The organism is Novosphingobium sp. MMS21-SN21R, assembly GCF_031846015.1.
In the GTDB taxonomy this organism is placed as follows: Bacteria; Pseudomonadota; Alphaproteobacteria; order Sphingomonadales; family Sphingomonadaceae; genus Novosphingobium.
On the sequence record NZ_JAVRDU010000003.1, the window covers coordinates 49,325 to 65,509 of the forward strand.

At 64.2% G+C, this 16,185-nt stretch carries 15 protein-coding genes; 11 read left to right on the forward strand and 4 right to left on the reverse strand.

The annotated features are described in order from the left end of the window. The first annotated feature begins 4 nt into the window (after window positions 1-4). The 7 genes from RM192_RS16440 to RM192_RS16470 are packed head-to-tail and all read left to right on the forward strand — an operon-like array spanning window position 5 to window position 6,418. Complete coding sequence (locus RM192_RS16440; protein WP_311508711.1) at window positions 5-1,039, forward strand: LLM class flavin-dependent oxidoreductase; 1,035 nt, start codon at window positions 5-7, stop codon at window positions 1,037-1,039. A gap of 2 nt (window positions 1,040-1,041) precedes the next feature. Then, on the forward strand, window positions 1,042-1,437 hold the full coding sequence (locus tag RM192_RS16445) for a nuclear transport factor 2 family protein (protein WP_311508712.1): 396 nt from the start codon (window positions 1,042-1,044) through the stop codon (window positions 1,435-1,437). Next, on the forward strand, window positions 1,437-2,807 hold the full coding sequence (locus RM192_RS16450; RefSeq protein ID WP_311508713.1) for a phosphotransferase: 1,371 nt from the start codon (window positions 1,437-1,439) through the stop codon (window positions 2,805-2,807). Before RM192_RS16445 ends, RM192_RS16450 begins: the two co-directional genes overlap by 1 nt. 4 nt (window positions 2,808-2,811) lie before the next feature. Then, window positions 2,812-4,086, forward strand: coding sequence for a cytochrome P450 (locus RM192_RS16455; RefSeq protein WP_311508714.1), 1,275 nt, complete (start codon window positions 2,812-2,814; stop codon window positions 4,084-4,086). After that, window positions 4,083-4,859: an SDR family oxidoreductase gene (locus tag RM192_RS16460; protein ID WP_311508715.1), complete on the forward strand. Its 777-nt coding sequence runs from the start codon at window positions 4,083-4,085 to the stop codon at window positions 4,857-4,859. The genes RM192_RS16455 and RM192_RS16460 overlap by 4 nt, the downstream gene beginning before the upstream one ends. Before the next feature lie 12 nt (window positions 4,860-4,871). Beyond that, the gene (locus RM192_RS16465; protein WP_311508716.1) at window positions 4,872-5,942 is read left to right on the forward strand and encodes a hypothetical protein; all 1,071 of its coding nucleotides are present in this window, start codon (window positions 4,872-4,874) and stop codon (window positions 5,940-5,942) included. After that, window positions 5,939-6,418, forward strand: coding sequence for a nuclear transport factor 2 family protein (locus tag RM192_RS16470; RefSeq protein ID WP_311508717.1), 480 nt, complete (start codon window positions 5,939-5,941; stop codon window positions 6,416-6,418). The genes RM192_RS16465 and RM192_RS16470 overlap by 4 nt, the downstream gene beginning before the upstream one ends. Here the strand turns inward: RM192_RS16470 and RM192_RS16475 are convergent. Genes RM192_RS16475 through RM192_RS16490 form a run of 4 tightly spaced genes read right to left on the reverse strand, consistent with a single transcriptional unit; the run spans window position 6,406 to window position 10,731 of the window. Further along, a complete protein-coding gene (locus RM192_RS16475) occupies window positions 6,406-7,032 on the reverse strand; it encodes a glutathione S-transferase family protein (RefSeq protein WP_311508718.1) in 627 nt (208 codons plus the stop codon). The genes RM192_RS16470 and RM192_RS16475 overlap by 13 nt on opposite strands. Window positions 7,033-7,045: 13 nt before the next feature. Next, the gene (locus RM192_RS16480) at window positions 7,046-8,434 is read right to left on the reverse strand and encodes a phosphotransferase (protein WP_311508719.1); all 1,389 of its coding nucleotides are present in this window, start codon (window positions 8,432-8,434) and stop codon (window positions 7,046-7,048) included. After that, window positions 8,431-9,063 carry a glutathione S-transferase gene (locus RM192_RS16485; protein ID WP_311508720.1) on the reverse strand — a complete coding sequence of 211 codons (633 nt, stop codon included), beginning with the start codon at window positions 9,061-9,063 and terminating at the stop codon, window positions 8,431-8,433. Before RM192_RS16485 ends, RM192_RS16480 begins: the two co-directional genes overlap by 4 nt. A 3-nt stretch (window positions 9,064-9,066) precedes the next feature. Next, on the reverse strand, window positions 9,067-10,731 hold the full coding sequence (locus RM192_RS16490; RefSeq protein WP_311508721.1) for an FAD-dependent oxidoreductase: 1,665 nt from the start codon (window positions 10,729-10,731) through the stop codon (window positions 9,067-9,069). Between the two features lie 197 nt (window positions 10,732-10,928). On the opposite strand from RM192_RS16490, the gene RM192_RS16495 reads away from it, so the two are divergent. The 4 genes from RM192_RS16495 (at window position 10,929) to RM192_RS16510 (ending at window position 16,090) form a co-directional block, all read left to right on the forward strand. Then, window positions 10,929-12,149 carry a cytochrome P450 gene (locus tag RM192_RS16495; RefSeq protein WP_311508722.1) on the forward strand — a complete coding sequence of 407 codons (1,221 nt, stop codon included), beginning with the start codon at window positions 10,929-10,931 and terminating at the stop codon, window positions 12,147-12,149. 111 nt (window positions 12,150-12,260) lie between these two features. After that, window positions 12,261-12,845 carry a TetR family transcriptional regulator gene (locus RM192_RS16500; RefSeq protein WP_311508723.1) on the forward strand — a complete coding sequence of 195 codons (585 nt, stop codon included), beginning with the start codon at window positions 12,261-12,263 and terminating at the stop codon, window positions 12,843-12,845. Between the two features lie 138 nt (window positions 12,846-12,983). Beyond that, window positions 12,984-14,594, forward strand: a complete 1,611-nt coding sequence (locus RM192_RS16505) for a GMC family oxidoreductase N-terminal domain-containing protein (RefSeq protein WP_311508724.1) — start codon at window positions 12,984-12,986, stop codon at window positions 14,592-14,594. An 8-nt stretch (window positions 14,595-14,602) separates the two neighbouring features. Further along, on the forward strand, window positions 14,603-16,090 hold the full coding sequence (locus tag RM192_RS16510; RefSeq protein ID WP_311508725.1) for an aldehyde dehydrogenase family protein: 1,488 nt from the start codon (window positions 14,603-14,605) through the stop codon (window positions 16,088-16,090). The last annotated feature ends 95 nt before the right edge of the window (window positions 16,091-16,185 follow it).

Below are 16,185 nucleotides of genomic sequence, written 5' to 3' on the forward strand. Positions count from 1 at the left end.
GGGCATGACCGCAAGCGAGCACATCTGGGCGCAGTTACCGCCGATGCCCGCCAAGCAACTGGTGTCGGCGGTGGAGCAGTACGAATCCGCCGGGCTGGAAGGTATCTGGGCCTCGCAAACGTTCGGCGCACCGTTTCTGCCGCTGTCCGCTGCCGCTGCGGTCAGCGAGAAGCTGAAGCTCGGCACCGGCATCGCGCTGGCCTTCGTGCGTAGCCCGCTGGAAACGGCGTGCAACATCATGGATCTGGACCTGATCAGCGGCGGACGCGCGGTTCTGGGTCTGGGCTCGAGCGCGCAGAGCCTGACCGAGGGCGCGTTCGGATCGACTTATGGCAAGCCGCTGGCGCATATGCGCGAAGTGATCGGCCTTGTCCGCGCGATAGTCGCCAAGGGCCATACTGGCGAACTGGGCGTGCTGGAGGGCGAATACCACAAGCTAGACCTTACGCATTTTCGCACGCTTTCAGCCCCCGTTCGCACCGAGATCCCGATCTACCTTCCCGCCGTATTCCAGAACGCCTGCGAAATGGCGGGCGAGATCACCGACGGCTTGCTGGGGCACCCGCTGTGGAACGCGCAGTGGATTCGCGATGTGGCAACGCCTGCACTCAAGCGCGGGCTGGACAAGGCGGGGCGTCCGCGCTCGGCCATCACGGTTAACTTGCAGATGTTCGTGGCGCTGAACCCGGACAAGCGCGAGGCGATCAATGATGCGCGCGCCAACATCGCGTTTTACAGCCAGTCGCCGCAGTATCTGCGCTATTTCGACGGCATCGGCATGGGCGATCCGGCGCGCGCGTTGCAGGCCTGTTTTGCCGCTGGCGACCTTGCCGGAATGGTGGCGGCCTGCACCGATGAAATGGTCGAAAGCATCGCGCTGGTCGGCCCCAAGGACGAAGTGCTGCGCCGGTTCCACGAACGGGTGGAACATGCAGACGCCTGCACCCCGGTGATCCCGCATTACGGGCTGGAGCCGGACAAGATCGCCTACTACACGGCCGGCATCGCCGACCTGTTCTACGGAAATGGGAAAGCCTGACAATGACTGACGTCGAAGCGAACAAGAACGTGGCACGCCGCTATATGCAGGCGGTGGTCGATGGCGATATTGCTACGGTCGAGGCACTACAGCACCCCGACTGCACCTGGTGGATACTGGGGTTCGGCGACATGACGCGCCAGGCCTTCATCGACAGCGTGCGCGACGGGCTGCTGACCGCGAACCGGCGCGTGGCTGATATTGTCGGCATCACCGCCGAGGGTGACCGGGTGGCGGTGGAAGTGCGCGGGGAAATGACTTTCCCGACCACGGTCTACCGCAACGAATATCATAATGTGCTGATCGTGCGCGACGGGCTGATCGTTTCGGGCAAGGAATACATGGATACGCGCGCGGCGGCTGCGGCGTTCGCGCCTGCCGATGGCGGGGCCGCGTAATGGCCGAGACCACCGGCGTTCCCGAATACGACGATGCCGCCGTTCAGCGCATCCGCGATTTCGTCGAAGCGACGATGGGCGGCAAAATCGTGCGGATGGAACAGCAAGTGCGCTGGCGTCCGGCGTGGTTCGCCGATGTCGACGTCGGCGGCAAGTTGGTCGAACTGCATTTGCGCGGTGATCGCACCGGCGACGTGGCGATCTTTCCCGATCTGAAGCGTGAGGCGGACATCATCCGCGTGCTGCACGGCCAAGGCATTCCGGTGCCGGAAGTCTACGGCTATCTCGCCGAGCCGCCATGCATCGTGATGGAATCGATCAAAGGCACGCGCGACCTTTCGGGCCTGACGCCTGAACAGCAGAGCATCGTGGGCCGCGAATACATGACGGCAGTGGCGGCGATGCACGCGCTGCCGGTGGATGCCTTCGCCGACGTTGGTGACATGAATGTGCCACAGGGCGCCGAAGAGGTCGCGCTGGTCGGGCTCAACACTTACATGCCGCAATATCTGCGCACCAAGAAGCGGCCCGAGCCGCTGCTGGAATTCGTGATCCAGTGGATACGCCGCAACGTGCCCAAGCACCGCACCCGAGCCGCCTTCATCCAGTTCGATTCCGGGCAGTTCCTTGTCCATGAGCAGCGCATGACGCAGCTTTATGACTTCGAATTCAGCATGATCGGCGATCCGATGGTCGATCTTGCGACAATGGGCATGCGCAATACGATCGAGCCGATGGGCGCGCCGATGGCCGAGCTTTACGGCTATTATGCCGAGGCGAGCGGGGAACCGGTCGATCATGATGCCGTCCTGTTCCATGTGCTGCAGTTCTCGTTGCTCGGCACGATGCAGTTTACCGGCACGGTCGCCGATCCGCGCCCTGCCGATCCGCATTCGGTCTATCTCCAGTTCGATCTGGCGCTGCGCCGGTCGATCCTGCTGGCGCTGTCGAAACTGACCGGGGTGCCGCTGCCCGAACTGCCGCCGCTGGTGGAGCGGACCGGGGACAACGCCACTCTGATCGCCAAGCTGACCGACACGCTTTCGGGCATCGCACCGAAGGATGCGGTGGCCGAGGGGCAGAAGGGACAGGCGGCGGAGCTGATCGAATGGGTCGCACGTGCCGATGCTTATGGGGCCGCGATGGTGGCGCAGAATATCGCGGATGTGAGTGCATTCCTGAAGCAGGACTTTGCACGCTGGCCCGAGGCCGAAGCGGCGCTGGAGGCTTTCGTGCTGGCGGCCGGACCTGATCAGGATGCAGGGCTATTGACCTTGCTCGGGGCCATCGAAGGGCGGCGGTTGCAGGTGTTCGGCCCCACGTCGATCGGCGAAGCGGCGCTACATGTGCGATTGCCGCAGGGAGTGTGACACAATGACCGGCAAGCCGTCCGAGGTGAGCGAAATCTCCCGCGATTTTGCAGAAGTGAGCAGCGTTTACGGGACCGACACCGAAGACCCGCACGCGGTCTATCGCGAAGCCCGCAGCCGCGAGCCGATCATGGTTGGCGATATTCTGGCCAAGTGGAACGTGCCGTCGCAGGCGGACTATTCCAACCTCGGGCGGCAGGTGTTCACGCTTTTCCGCTATGACGATGTGCTGCAGGTTCTGCGCGATCCCAAGACCTTCACCAGCACGCTGTTGCAGGAGGGGCTGGGGCAGTTCCTCGGCGGATTCCTGCTGACCGGGATGGATGATGCGACCCACAAGGTTGCGCGGAAACTGCTTGCGCCGGCGTTTTCGCCCAAGGCGATTGCCGGGTGGAAGACGCTGCTGACGCCCGTTGTGGCCGATGCTGTCGAGAGGCTCGAGCCGCGCGGCAAGGCAGAACTGATGGAAGACCTGCTGCTGCCGCTGCCGGTGCGGCTGATCTACGAAATCATCGGGTTTCCCAAGGACGAGGCGAAGACGCAGGAATTTGCCGCGCGGGGAATGCGCATTCTGGTGGGGCCGCAGCGCGATCCCGAAAAGGCGAAGGCGAGCATGGCCGCCGCCTTTGCCGCCGCGCAGGAACTATATGACGATACGCTGGAGGTGGTGCGCCAGCGCCGCGCCGAAGGATCGGTGGGGGAAGACCTGATCGGCTATCTGCTGCGCGCCGAGGCCGATGGCGAAATGCTCGACGATGCGCATATCACCGAACTGATCCGCCAGATGCTGCCCGCTGCCGCCGAAACCACGACGCGGTCGTTCGGCAGTATGCTGGTCGCGCTGCTTGAACGTCCGGCTTTGCTTGAGCGCATCCGGAATGACCGTTCGCTGGTGGCCAAGGCGGTGAACGAGGGAATGCGCTGGGAAACAGCGTCGCAATTCCTTGCGCGGCAGGCTGCCGTCGATGTGGAGTTCCACGGCGTCAAGGTGCCCGCAGGCGCAGCGCTTTCGCTGTGTTCGGGATCGGCCAACCGCGACGAGACTGTGTTCGATAACCCCGACGAGTTCGACATCGACCGACCGCAGAAGGTGAATGTCGGCTTTGGCGCGGGCGTGCACATGTGCCTGGGGATGCCGGTGGCCAAGACCGAGATGGAAGCGATGCTCAACGCCCTGCTCGATTTGCCCAACCTGCGGCTCGACCCGGATCAGCCGCCGCCGGTAATCGTTGGCGCGCAATTGCGCGGGCCGCGTGCCTTGCATGTGGTCTGGGGATGAGCGGGATCTACAGCGGCAAGGTCGCGCTGGTCACCGCAGCAGGTGCAGGCATCGGCATGGCGACGGCGGAAGGCTTTGCCAGGCGCGGCGCGCGGGTGATGCTGTCGGACATCAATGCCGAAACGGGCGAGGCCACGACCGAACGTTTGCGCGCGGAGGGCCATGACGTGCGCTTCCTGCGCGCTGATGCCACCAATGAGGACGACGTCGCCGCGCTGGTGCGGGGCACGGTCGCAGCGTTCGGCGCGTTGAACATCGCGGCGAACATTGTGGGCGATGCGCACCGCGATGCGTCGGGTGCGGATTTTCACGAACAGAGCCTTGAGTCTTGGGAGCACACACAGGCCGTCAGCCTGCGCAGCGTGTTCCTGTCGATGAAGCACGAGATTGCACACATGATCGGGCACGGCGGCGGCGCGATCTGCAATGTCACTTCGCTGGCGGGGTTGCTCTATGTCGGCGCTGCAGGTGCAGCCTATGCCGCGTCGAAGGCAGGCGTGGTACGGCTGACCAAGTTTGCCGCCGTATCCTACGCGGGCCGGGGCGTGCGCGTGAACTGCATCGCGCCGGGGGTTACCCCGACCGAGGCCTACAACAAGGCGGGACCGGAGATGGGGCAGATGGTGATCGACCACCTGCTGCCCAACCAGCCGATCAGGCGGGTCATCGCCACGTCCGAACAGGCTGATGCGATCGCGTGGCTGTGCAGCGATCAGGCGGCGATGGTGACGGGGCATGTCCTCCCTGTCGACGGCGGGTGGACGGCGCAATAACAGGAGAAAGCCATGGCTTTGCGGATCATTCATTGGGCAACCGGCCACACCGGCAAGATGGTTATCCGTGCCACGGCAGAGCGCCCCGACTACCAGATCGTCGGCGGATTTACCTATAATCCGGACAAGGCCGGGCAGGACATCGGCACCGTGGCAGGGACCGGCCCGCTGGGCGTGGCGTTGACCAATGACCGTGCGGCTATCCTCGCGCTCGAAGCAGATTGTGTGCTGTTTCTGGCGGGCGCGGAAAACGACGTGCCGGGCAGCATCGCCGATATCTGCGCGCTGCTGGCTTCGGGCAAGAACGTGGTGACCACGGCTGCCAACTTCATCTATCCCAAATCGCTGGGGCCAGAGGTGGAAGCGCAATTGGCCGCAGCTTGCGCCACGGGTGGCTCCACCTTCCACGGGCTGGGCATCATGCCCGGGTTTCTGGCGGAATCGGTGCCGCTCTATCTCGCCCGGCTGTCGCGGCGGGTGGACCGGATGGTCGCGTCGGAAACGCTGATGTACGACAAGTATCCCAGCACCTACCAGATGTTCGACCTGATGGGCTTCGGCTATGCGCCCGATGATCCGACCCCGGCCTTTGCCAATGTGGAACTTGTGGGCGAAACCTGGCGCCATTCGGGGATGCTGGTGGCCGATGTTCTGGGCCTGCCGATCGACCGGATCGAGAACTTCCGCAACACGGTAGTTACGCCTCGCGATCTGCATGTGGCGGCAGGTACGATTCCTGCCGGAACCGTCGGCGCAATGAACTTCGGCGTGCGGGTGATTTCGGGCGGGCGCGAACGGATCGTGCTCCAGCACTTCACGCGGATGGCCGAAGACCTCGCGCCCGAATGGCCACAGGGACACGGCTGGCTGATCGACCTTGAGGGCGAGCCGACGATCAATGCGCGGATCGACATCGGGTCGGACAGCGTGATGCCCACCGACGACGCCTGCATGGCGACCGCGATGCACGCGATCCACGCGGTGCCTTATGTGGTCGCGGCAAAGCCGGGCATCATGCTGCTGACCGATGCGCCGCCCCTTGCCGGGACCGATGCGTTCCATCAGGCGGCGCCTGCAGCATGAGTCCGCAAGCCGTTGCGACTGCGTGGATCGAGGCGGCGGTGGCAGGCGACGCAGCGGGCTTGCGCGCGCTGTTTGCGCCCGATTGCCGGATCTTCGTGGGCGGAGATATGCCGTTCTGCGGGTGGATGGACGTCGATGCGTTCTTTGCCCAGACTGCCGTGCTGCCGCTGGACGGGCCGATCGTGTTCGAGATCGGCGAGATGGTGGCGCAAGGTGAGCGGGTGTGGTTCGAGGCGGAAAGCGCGGCGAAGCTCATCGGCGGAGCCGATTACCGCAACATCTACATCTTCCAGTTGCAGGTGCGCGGCGGGTTGATCACCGAGTACAAGGAATTCGGCGATACGCTGCACATCTGGCGCACGATCGACGATCCGCGCGTGCGTGGTGCGCCGATTGCGCGCCAGCCGCTGCTGACCAATGTCACGCGGCGGCTGACCGGCAATGCGATTGCGGGCGGATCAGATCACGAAGCGTAAGCGTATTCGCCGCCTTTCTCTATAGCGGCGCGGAAGGCGGGGCGGGCATGGACGCGCTCAAGCCAGGCGGTCATGTTGGGATAGGCAGAAATGCCGATCAGCGCGCGCGCCAGTTCGGCAATGAAGCTGACCTGGATATCGGCTGCGCTGAAGGCATCGCCCACCAGATAGTCATGCCCTTCGAGCGATTGTTCGATGTAGTTCAACACGCCTGAAAATTCGGCATCGGCGCGCTGGTCGAATTCGGTGCCCGCGAGGCCCGCGGCCAGTCCATAGACCTTGAGCATGATCGGGGTGGTGCCGATCGACACTGCGATGTTCATCCATTCGAGATAGCGCAGCAGGTCGGGACTGTCGTCGGCAGGCGCCAGTGCGCCATTGCCATAGCGGCGCAGGATGAAATCGATGATCGCCCCCGATTCCACGATGGTGCCGTGCTCGGTTTCGAGCGCCGGAGCCTTGCCGATGGGATGCGCCGCTTTGAGCGCGGGCGGACCCATGCGGGTTTTGGGATGGCGTTCGTGATGGATGACCTCGAACGGAAGTCCGAGTTCTTCGAGCAGCCAGAACACGCGGAACGAACGGCTGTGGTTGAGGTGGTGTAGTTTCAGCATGGCGGGCGCATCCTTATCCGGCAGTCGGGCGCGGGTAGGCACCGGGGAATACGTGATCCAGCGGGGCAAGGCCGCGCGTCACGATGGGGCCGGGGTAATCGCGCAGCAATTGCAACCGGCGCATTTGGCGGCGGTGGAAATAGCGTACCAGCGCCCGGTCATGGTCCGGGCTGGCATTTTCGACAAAGGCGTCGAGCTGCGCTTCGAGGGTTGCCGCCTGAGCATCGGCAATTCCGAGGAGATCGCGCGCGTCGTCCAGTTCGGCCCGTTCGATGGCATCGCCGCTTTCGGCAAGGCGCTGGAGATAGAACGCCAGCGATTGCGCGGGGTGCTGGCGGAAGAAGCCCTCGGTCGGCAATGTGCCGCACTGCACCGCCAGATCGCGCCATGCATAGGCATCGCGCGGGGCCACGCTGGGGACCGGCTCCGCCGGATCGAGCGCGTAGCCTTTGCCCTCGGCAAGAGCTTCGAGCGCAGCGCGGCTGGCGCCCATGCCCCATGACAGGTACTCGACATAGGCGGGGTGGGGGGTGACCTTGCGGAAGGTGGCCTTGGTCATCATCGGCACGGCGATGAACAGCAGCACGGTATAATAGGTCAGCACCGGCCAGTCGATTTGGTTGCCGCTGTCCTGCACATAACGCGCCAGAACCGCCGCCACATCGCGGATCGGCTCGTTGATGTCGCGCACCCGGATCGAGGCGAGATCGGCAATCGGATCGCCCAGCTTGGCCAGTTCCAGATCGTAGAACGCGGTGACGCGGGTGCCATTATGGAAGAACTGCGGGGCATCCCCGATCAGCACGACATTGTGGTTGCGGTGCAGTGGCAGGTTGCGGCGCAGCCAGCCGGTGACGAAACGCAGCAGCGCGTCGGGCTGGTCTTCGGCCTCGTAATGGCTTTCGGACAGGAGCAGATAGTCGAGCGCGACGGCCTCGGGAGTTGCCCCCTCGGTCAGACCCGCTGCGATGAAAGGTGCGGTATCGAGCGCGTGGACGGCGGCAAGGTAGCCCGCGTATTCCTCGACCATGCGCTGCACCGCCGGATCGCCGTCAAGGTCGCCCAGGAAAGGGGTGTCGGCCATGTGCGCCATCACGATGGCTTCGGGATCGGCGATCCAGCCATGGATGTGCGGCACCGGGATGCCGCTGCGCTCAAACAGGCTCAGCACCTCGTATTCGCGGCGCAGCGGGCAGATGCCAAGGCCGCTGGCGCGGTCGCCGCGCACGTGGAGTTCGAGCGTTTCGCTGCCGCGCTCGACCGTCACCTGCCACGATGGCCGCCAGCGCGGCAGGCGCTCGAACGCGGTGATCGTGCCGCCGATGTTCTCGGCCAGCCATGCGCGGATCTTCGCGTCGTCTTGCGCGGCGGCGGTGCTTTGGGGGGATTCTTCCGGTGTCATGCCCTGCTCTCACGGTCCACGATGGCGCGGCAGCGCTGATAACCGGGGCGGGCTTCCATGCGTTCGACATAGGCGGCGATATGCGGGTGGCCTTCGACATCGACTGGCACGAACTGGCGCGTCATGGTGAAGGGGAATGTCATCATCACGTCGGCGGCAGTGAACTGGTCGCCCGCTATGAACGGCACGGCGGCAAGCCGCGCATCGGTGAAGGTCAGCAATTGCGCGATACGGGCGCGGGCGCTGACACGGAACGGATGGTCCGCCTCGACCCCGCCGAACTGGGCCATGATCTCGCCCACCAGCGCGGGCATCAGCGTCGATTCCGCGAAATGGAACCAGTAGAGGTATTGTGCATAGTCGGGGGAATCCGGCTCCAGCGCCAGTTTGCCGCCGCCTTGCGTGGTGGCGAGGTATTCGATCACCGCACCGCTTTCGGCGATTTTTTCATCGCCAATGCCGAGCACCGGGGACGACCCCAGCGGATGCAGCGCCTTGAAGGCAGGTTCGGCCTGCCACGTGGGCAAGCGCTCGAAAAACTCGATGGCATAAGGCGCGCCGAGTTCTTCCATCAGCCACACGGCGCGTTCGGAGCGCGAGCGTTCAAGCTGGTAGATCGTGATGGTCATGGCTCAGGCCTCCTCGAGCGTGGGGTGTGGTGTGGCGTGCTGGCCGGTCATGTGCAGCGCCGAGAGATAGCCGTAAAGCAGCCCCCGCGTGTTCGCGATGCCGCTGTTGTAGCCGCCGCCTATGTCGAGCCAGGCGGCGGAATTGCCTGCTGCGTAAAGGCCGGGGATCGGAGCGTCGCTGGCACCCAGCACGCGCCCGTCGGTGTCGATCGGCAGCCCGGCGGTGGGCACGCCCATCGTCACCCGCTCCAGCTTCACGGCGTAGAACGGACCCTTTTCGATGGGGCCGAGGTTGGGATTGAGCAGGCGTGGATCGCCGGTCATGATCCGGCCCCATGGCACGCTCCCGCGCGAGAAATCCTCGTCCATGCCGGTGACGCAGAAGCCGTTGAAGCGGCGGACGGTCTGTTCCAGGCCCATGGCATTCATGCCGATGAGGTTCGCAAGTTCGCTCAATGTATCCGCACTGGTTGCCATACCTTCGGATAGCGCTTGGCCGGGCCAGGTTGGCATCAACCCGTATTTATCGACCATGTTCTGATCGAACACGATCCACGCGGGCCAGTTGGGCTGGCCCTGCTCCTGACCATCGAACCGGGCGACCTTGGTGGCGACATCGGGATAGAACGCATCGTTGGCAAAGCGGCGGCCATAGCGGTTTACCGCAATGCTGTGCGGCGCGCCCGGCAGCCACATGCGATAGGACGGTTGGCCGTAGATCGTCTCGGCAGGCACCTTGTAGCCGATGAAGATCGGGCTTTGCGCAGGTGCGCGCGCCGGGATCGCAATGGCCCCGGCCTTTGCCGCCATGACGATATGATCGCCGGTAACGGTGGGCGGCGCCATGCTGCCCGCTTGCGGCAGGGCATCGAAGGCGCTGACGAATGACGGCTTCCAGTCATAGCCGCCGGTGGCCAGCACCACGCCGAGCCGGGTGCGAACGCGCTTGGTGCCTTGCTCCCCGCGCAGCACTACGCCGGTGACCTCGCCGTCCTCGACGACAAGGTCGATCACTTCGGTCGAGGTGCGCATATCGACGCCCAGTTCGCGCGCGGCCAGCACTTGCGCGGCGGCAAGGCCAGCGCCCGCGCAGCGTTCGCCCGCCGCCACATGGCGTTCAAGGCAGGCGCCGACGTGTTCGCCGCCGTCCTGCATTTCGATCCATTCGTTCGATGTGGTGTAGCTGTAGCCATCGCCGTAGGGCGAGGTCAGCACCGTATCGGCCAGATCGCCCAGCCGTTCGGCCTTGAACGGCAGCACTTCGACATAGCGGCCCTGCGCCTTCGATCCGGTGACCGAGGGGTAATAGTAATCGGGCAGGCCCTTCACCACGGTCAGTTCGATGCCGATAGTGTCGGTCATGAAGCGCAGTGCCTCGCGCCCGCGCTCGATGAAAACCTTGCGCCGGTCGGGCGTGGCGTAGCCTTGCGAGAGATGGGTGAGGTAGGCGTCGGCAGCGGCGTCGCTATCCTCCATCCCGTCGGGTTCCTGCAAGTGGTTCGGCCCGAGCCAGAGCTGCCCGGACGAGAGCGCCGAAACGCCGCCGAGCAGGTGGAATTTCTCCGCCACCAGCGCGCTCGCGCCGCGCTGCGCTGCGGTCAGCGCGGCGGACATGCCGCCCAGCCCCGAGCCCACACACACGACATCGAAAACCTCATCCCACGGCACTGTTGTTCTCCCGGTATCCGCGAGCAGTGGTGCGCGCCCGGCCCGGTCTGCAAACCTATCCTTGTCTAGGTTCGTCACGCCCTAAAGATTGGCTGGCTGGCGACAGAGTTTGCGCTGGCGCTATTTCTTGCAGTGGCGCTGTTATGTGCGTGACCAGCCGGTTTGCAGAATCGGCGGCAAAAATGAGGAGACCTGCCGTGGCCACTGCCCCCGCCGCAACGCGGCCCGCCCATGTTCCCGAGGAACTGGTCGTGACCCTGCCCCTGTATGCGCGCAAGCGTGTGGACGAATGTCCGCAAGAAACGCTGATCCCGCAATTGCAGGCAACCCTGCCGCCGATTTCCTATGTCACCAACATCTTCCCCGGCGATCAGCCCGGCTGGCTTCTGACCAGCTATGAAGACACGATGACCATGCTGCGCGATCCCGACAATTTCACCAAGAACGGGATGGGCAAGTGGGCGCAGAACATCGGCGAGGACTGGATCGTGATCCCGACCGAGGCCGATCCGCCGATCCATACGGCCTATCGCGCCGCGCTCAACCCCAAGTTCGCGCCGCAGAAGATGGCAGCGCTGCGTGACGGGGTGCGTGAACGCGCGCGGGTGCTGATCGACAAGTTCAAGGACAAGGGTTCCTGCGATTTCGTCGACGAGTTCTCGGAAAAGTATCCGATCAACATCGTGCTCGATCTGCTCGATCTGCCGCAGGACCGCATGGCCGAATTTCTCGAATGGGAAAAGGACATGCTCCACACCAATGACTGGCAGGTGCGCGGTGATGCCGTCAGAAAGGTGAAGGCCTATCTGATGGGGGTGATCGAGGAACGCCAGAAGAACCCCGGCGACGACTATATCAGCCAGATCTTCGACAATGAAGTCGATGGCCGCAAGTGGAACGTCACCGAGGTGTTCGGCCACTGCTTCAACCTGTATATCGGCGGGCTGGACACAGTGACGTCGCTGCTCGGCAACATTTTCTGCTTCCTTGGCCGTTACCCCGAGCGCCAGCGCGAGCTGCGCGAAAAGCCGGGCCTGATCGTGACAGCGGTCGAAGAATTCCTGCGCGCCTATGCGCCGGTGACCGCGTTCCGCATCGCCGCCAAGGAAATCGAAATTCGCGGCCAGAAGATCATGCCGGGCGAATATGTCTCGGTGGCAACGCCGGTCACGGGCTACGATCCGACATACTACGACCAGCCGGAACTGGTGAAGTTTGATCGCAAGGCCCCGCATATCTCGCTGGGCGGCGGCATCCACAAGTGCCTCGGCATGCACCTGGCACGCATGGAGCTGCAGATCGCGCTTGAGGAATTCCTGACCACGCTGCCCGAATGGCGTATCAAGGACGGCTTCAAGGTGCAGTACTTCGTGGGCAACATCATGCATGTGCCCGAACTCGAACTGCAGTGGGACTGAAACGGATAGGGGGCGCTCGGGTCAGGGCCTGGCGCCCCCGATTGCCATTATCCCGGCAGCCCGATACGGCACGTCTGGCCGGTCGGGCGAGGTAACGGGGTAGAAGGCGCAATGCGTAAGGACGCCGCACGCAATCGGGATCGCTTGATTGCCGTGGCCCGCGAATGCTTCCGCGCAGGCGCCGCCGACATTTCGCTCGAAGACATTGCGGCCAAGGCCGAGGTCGGGCGGAGCACGCTGTTCCGCAACTTCGCCGACCGGCTCGACCTGATCCGCGCCGTCCAGGCGGTGGAGCAGGAGGCGATTGCCGAAGAATGCGCACGGCTGGGCGAGCGGACCGATGCCTTGTTCAGCTTGATGCGCACGGTCGCCAAGCTCACCTTCATCTACCGCGCGATGGACGATGCCTTGCTGGCAAGCCCGGCAGGCAAGGCGATGATGCTGCAGGCATCGCGCGAAACGGCGCTACTGTTCACCGGTCCCATCGCCCGCGCAAAAACCGCCGGGCTGCTGCGCGCCGATGTGACGACCGAGGACATCCTCATCGCCTGCAACATGATCGGCAGCGCACAAGGCAGTGATTTCGAGACTAGCGATGTCGTGTTCGAGCGCGGCTTTGTGCTGATCATGCTCGGCATTGGCGGTCCCTGCCATGCGGTGGGTGAGCGCAGCGCGCTCGTGCCCCAAACCGATTGAGGCCGAAAGCTATAAATGGGACTTGCAGTTCCACTTATAGCTTGGCAATGCATCTTTATGGTTTAGGCGAATCGTCCCGGTGAGGGCGAGCCCCAGGCAGGCGCGGTCAGGCAATGCGCCCCGAGAGGATGGTTCCAGATGACGAACGCTGCAGCGGACACTTATGACTATATCATCGTTGGCGCGGGCTCTTCGGGTTGCGTGCTGGCCAACCGGCTGTCCGCCAATCCTGAAACGCGGGTGCTGCTGGTCGAAAGCGGCCCGGACGATACCAGCCCGCTGATCGCGATGCCGCGCGGCATCGGCAAGTTGCTCGATCCGCGCAATCCGCACGTCTGGTCGTATGACGTATCGCCGGGCGGCAACAAGCCGACAGAAATGTGGCTGAAGGGCCGCGCCGTCGGCGGCTCCAGCGCGGTCAACGGCATGGTCTATATTCGCGGCGCGCCGATGGATTACGATGGCTGGGCGGAAGCGGGTTGCACCGGCTGGGGCTGGGACGAGATCGGGCGCTGCTTCGTCGAACTCGAAGACCACGAACTGGGCGAAGCCGAATGGCGCGGGGTCGGCGGGCCGATCCACGTCAGCGTCCATCCTTCGCGCAACGGGTTGTGCGAAGCGGTTCTCGCCGCCGCGCAAGAGATGGGCGTCGAGCGTGTGGCCGATGTCAACGACGTCGATGTCGTGCGCGAAGGCGGGCTGGGCTACCAGACACGCAACATCGACAAGGGCAAGCGGGTCAGTTCGGCCAAGGGTTTCCTGAAAGAAGCGCGGGAACGGCCCAACCTTGATGTGATGGTCGAAACCGACGTGCTCAAGGTAGAGATTGAAGATCTTCGCGTGACCGGTGTGACATTGCGCAACAAGCGCGGCACGCGCTTTGTGGCCGCACGCGAGGTGATCCTTTCGGCGGGCGCGGTGCATTCACCCAAGCTGCTGCAACTGTCGGGCATCGGGCCGGAGGCGGTGCTGCGCGCCGCCGGGGTGCCGGTGATCGTCGATTCCCCCGATGTGGGCCGCAACTTGCGCGAACACCGCTACGTCCAGACGGTGTACCGCGTGAAGGGTGACAGCATGAACCTGAATTATCAGGGGCTGGGCCTGCTCAAATCGGTGCTGCAATATGGCCTGTTCGCCAAGGGCGCGCTGACGCATGGCGCCCACGAAGTCGGCGGTTTCGTCAAGACCCGCCCGGACCTTGACCATGCCGACGCGCAGATCGGCGTCAGCCTCTATTCGCTGACCCAGACCGACAAGGGCGTGGTGCCCGACAAGCATCACGGGCTCACGATCCTGGGCTATTTCACCCGGCCCGAAAGCCAAGGCGAAGTGCGCATCCAGTCGGCCGATCCCGACGCGCAGCCACTGATCGACGCCAATCACTTTTCCGCCGAGATCGACAGGACCACTGCCGTATCGCTGTTCAACTGGCTGCGCGCGCTGGGCCGGCAGCCTGCGCTGAAGGACTGGATCGTCGAGGAACAGTTCCCCGGCGATATGGTCAAGACCGATGACGACATCCTGCAGAACGCGGTCGCGCTTGGCGGCACGGCGTTCCACATCGCAGGCACCTGCCGGATGGGCGCGGATGATCAGTCGGTGTGTGATCCGCAGCTGCGCGTGCGCGGCGTGTCGGGCCTTCGCGTCTGCGACACCTCGATCTTCCCGACGCTTGTATCGGGCAATACCAACGCCCCCGCCATGGCCGTAGGCCTGCGCGCGGCCGAAATCATCCTCCAGACCGCTTGAGGCCCCCCATGACCATTCCCTTTACCGATATCGACCACCTCTACATCGATGGCGAATGGCACGCAGGTGCGGGCACCGAAGCCGTGCTCAATCCCGCCACCGAAGACGTGATCGGCGAAGCGCCTGTGGGCGATGCGGCGGCGGCGGAAGCGGCGATTGCCTCGTCCCACGATGCGTTCGAAAACGGGCCATGGCCACGCATGGCGCAGGCCGAACGCACCCAGATGATGCAGAAGTTCCATGATGCCTTGCTCGCCAAGCGCGGGCAATTGGTGGACCTGATCATCAAGGAAGTGGGCTGCGCGCAGGCCGTGACCAACAATGTGCAGGTCGATGCGCCGCTCGAGCACCTGCAATCGGCGATCGACTATTCACTGCGCGAAGAGCCGCGCCAGATCCCCGTGGCGTCCAACGCCAACATGATCAACCCCACCGGCCCGCGCATTCTGGGCGGCGGCACCGTGGTGCGCGAACCTGTCGGCGTGGTCAGCGGGATCACGGGCTACAATTTTCCGTTCCTGCTCAACCTTGCCAAGGTGACGCCGGCCCTGCTCGCGGGCAACAGCCTGATCCTCAAGCCATCGCCGTTCACGCCCTATTCGGCGCTGATGCTCGGCCAGATCGCGGACGAGATCGGCCTGCCGCGCGGCGTGCTCAATGTGATTACCGGCGGGCCGGACGTTGGCTCGAAGCTGACCACCGATCCGCGCGTGGACATGGTGACGTTTACCGGCTCCGAAGCGGTCGGCGCCGCGATCATGGGGCAGGCCGCGCCGACGCTGAAGCGCGTCCATCTGGAACTGGGCGGCAAGTCGGCGATGATCGTACGCGAAGACGCCGATGTCGAGGCGGCGGCCACGATGGCGATCATGGTGCTGTCGGTGAATGCCGGGCAGGGCTGCGCCATCACCACCCGCTTCCTCGTTCACAATTCGGTTCGGGCGCGCTTTGTCGCAACGGCCAAGGCGGTTGCGGCGCACTGGAAGGTGGGCGACCCGTCCGATCCATCGGTGCTGATGGGTCCGCTGATCCGCGAATCCCAGCGCGCGAAGGTTGAAAGGCTGATCCAGTCGGGCCGCGACGAAGGTTCGACACTTGTCGCGGGCGGCACCCGTCCGGCAGGCCTGTCCAAAGGCTTCTTCGTGGACATCACGCTGTTCGACAACGTCGACAACAAGTCGACGCTGGCGCAGGAAGAAGTGTTCGGCCCGGTCGGCTGCGTGATCGGATACGATACCGATGATGAGGCGGTCCGCATCGCCAATGAATCGCGCTATGGCCTCAACGGCGCGATCATGACCGCCGATTCCGCCAAGGCCTATGAAATGTCGCTGCAACTTCGCACTGGCAATGTCGCAATCAACGGTGGCATCGGCAAGATGGCTTATGCCCCGTTCGGCGGCTACAAGCGGTCGGGCATCGGGCGCGAATATGGCCCGGACTGGATGCGTGAATTCCAACAGGAAAAGACGATCACCTACCCGGTCGGACGCTGAATTGGTTGGGGGCTGGTGGGGGCCTTCCCGCAAGCCCCCATATTCCCCGCTCACCCTGAGCCTGTCGAAGGGTGTTGGTCAGGCGCTGTGCGCGC